Genomic DNA, 2,217 nt, shown 5'->3' with positions numbered 1-2,217 from the left:
CGCCGGGTCACTTTTAGTCGGAATTTGACGTTGTCGTTGTCGCGGTCGTGTCAGTGTTTTTGTAAGTACTGTGCGTTTTCGACGCATCGGGCGCATTTGCATTCGCCGGATGAGGTGGTGCGGGTCATCGAGGGTGCGGTGCGGCGTAATGTCAAGGAGTTGTTGGTCTTGACGGGTGAGCGGCCGGAGGTCAACCCGCTCGTGGCGAGGCGGCTTGCGGAGTATGGGCATGAGGATTTCACGGGGTATGTGGTGTGGGCGTGTGAGCGGGCGTTGGAGCGGGGGTTGTTGCCGCATACGAATCTGGGGGTGTTGGACCGGCGGGATCTGGGCCGGTTGCGTGAGGTGACGGCGTCGCAGGGTTTGATGTTGGAGTCGGTCTCTGAGCGGTTGATGCAGACGGTGCATGCGGGGTCGCCGACGAAGCATCCGTTGGTGCGGTTGCAGACGATCAAGGACGCGGGGGAGTTGAGGATCCCGTTCACGAGCGGGATTCTGGTCGGGATCGGTGAGAGCGAGGAGGAGCGGATCGCGTCGCTGGAAGCGTTGGCGCAGGTGCATGCGACTTATGGGCATCTGCAGGAGGTGATCTTGCAGAACTTCGTGCCGCATGATCGCTATTACGGCAGAGACGTCGGCGCGTTGGCGAGTGAGGCTGCGAGGGAGTATTGGCGCACGGGTGTGGCGGACGGCCGCCCGGAGGTGCCGTTGCCGGGGTGGGCGACGCCGGTCAGCGTTGAGGAGATGAAGCGGTTGGTGCGGGAGACGAGACGGTTGTTGCCGGGGGTCGGGATCCAGATCCCGCCGAACCTGGCGGACTGGTGGGATGAGCTGCTCGCCGTCGGCGCCACCGACCTCGGCGGTCTGTCGGCCAATGGGGATCACATCAGCCCTGAGCATCCGTTTCCGAGTCCGCATCAGGTGCGCAAGAGATTGCAGAGAGACGGGATCGCGCTGACGGAGCGGCTGTGTGTCTACCCGCGCTACATCGACGCTGCGTGGATGTCCCAAGGTGTGTTGGATGTGGTGAAGGCGAAGTATTGGAGCTTTATCCCGCGGCGTGGCAGCGGCCGCACGGAGGCGCCGTTTGCGATCAACCGCGATCTCGTCGGCCCGGCGATCGAGAAGGGCCGCGCCGGCAAGCCGCTCGGCGAGCAGGAGCTGACGGCGCTGTTTGCCGAGACGCGCCCGGAAGCGGTCGAGCAGATCCGCGTCGCGGCGGATGAGCTGCGCAGAGAGCTTGTGGGGGACCTGGTCACGTTCGTGGTCAACCGCAACATCAACATCTCCAACGTCTGCACGGTCGGCTGCGCGTTCTGCGGCTTCGGGCAGGGCAGACGCTCACCCGACGCCTATCAGCACGACGAGCCCGACTTCCGTGCCCGTGTCGCGGACGCCGTCGCCTACGGCGCCACAGAGCTGTGCATCCAGTCCGGCATCCACCCGGATTGGGACTTCGAGGAGTACCTGCGGTGGCTGCGCGTCGCGAAAGCCGCCGGTCTTGAGCACGGCACGGATCTGCACCTGCACGCCTACAGCCCGATGGAGATCGCGCACATGCAGGACATCTCCAACGGACAACCCCTCTCAGAGATCTTCGCGCGGCTCAAGGACGCCGGCCTGGGCTCCACGCCGGGCACCGCCGCCGAAGTCCTGCACGACGGCGTGCGCGAGCGGATCAGCCCCAACAAACTCCCCGTCTCCCGCTGGATCGAAGTGATCGAAGCATCCCATCGGGCCGGGCTGCGCTCCACCGCAACGGTCATGTTCGGCCACATCGAAGAACCATGGGAACTCGCCGAGCACATGCGCGTCATCCGCACCCTGCAAGAACGCACCGGCGGCATCACCGAATTCGTGCCGCTCTCCTTCATCCCCTTCCAAACCCTCCTCGGCCGCACCCACGGCGTCCAAGAAATCTCACCGCACGACAACCTCAAGCACACCGCCGTCTTCCGCCTCGCGCTCGGCCACACGATCCCCAACGTCCAAGCCTCCTGGGTCAAAATGGGACTCGACACCGCCACCGAAGCACTGCGCTGGGGCGTCAACGACCTCGGCGGCACCCTCATGGAAGAATCGATCAGCCGCCTCGCCGGCAGCCAACACGGCACCCGCCTGGACCCCCACCAACTCATCCAAGCCGCCCACAACGCAGGCCGCCCCGCCGCCCAACGCACCACCCTCTACACCACCCGCCACCACTACAACATCGGC

Annotated in this window: 1 protein-coding gene; it reads left to right on the top strand. The window is 65.2% G+C overall.

Annotation, left to right across the window (positions count from 1 at the left end):
- Nucleotides 1–2,217: 5-amino-6-(D-ribitylamino)uracil--L-tyrosine 4-hydroxyphenyl transferase CofH (gene cofH, locus Q7L65_RS27590; RefSeq protein ID WP_304726685.1), on the top strand; the 2,217-nt coding region annotated here is incomplete at both ends.

The sequence above is a fragment of the Conexibacter sp. CPCC 206217 genome (assembly GCF_030646165.1).
Classification (GTDB): Bacteria; Actinomycetota; Thermoleophilia; order Solirubrobacterales; family Solirubrobacteraceae; genus Conexibacter.
This window is presented reverse-complemented; position numbering and strand designations above follow the sequence as displayed.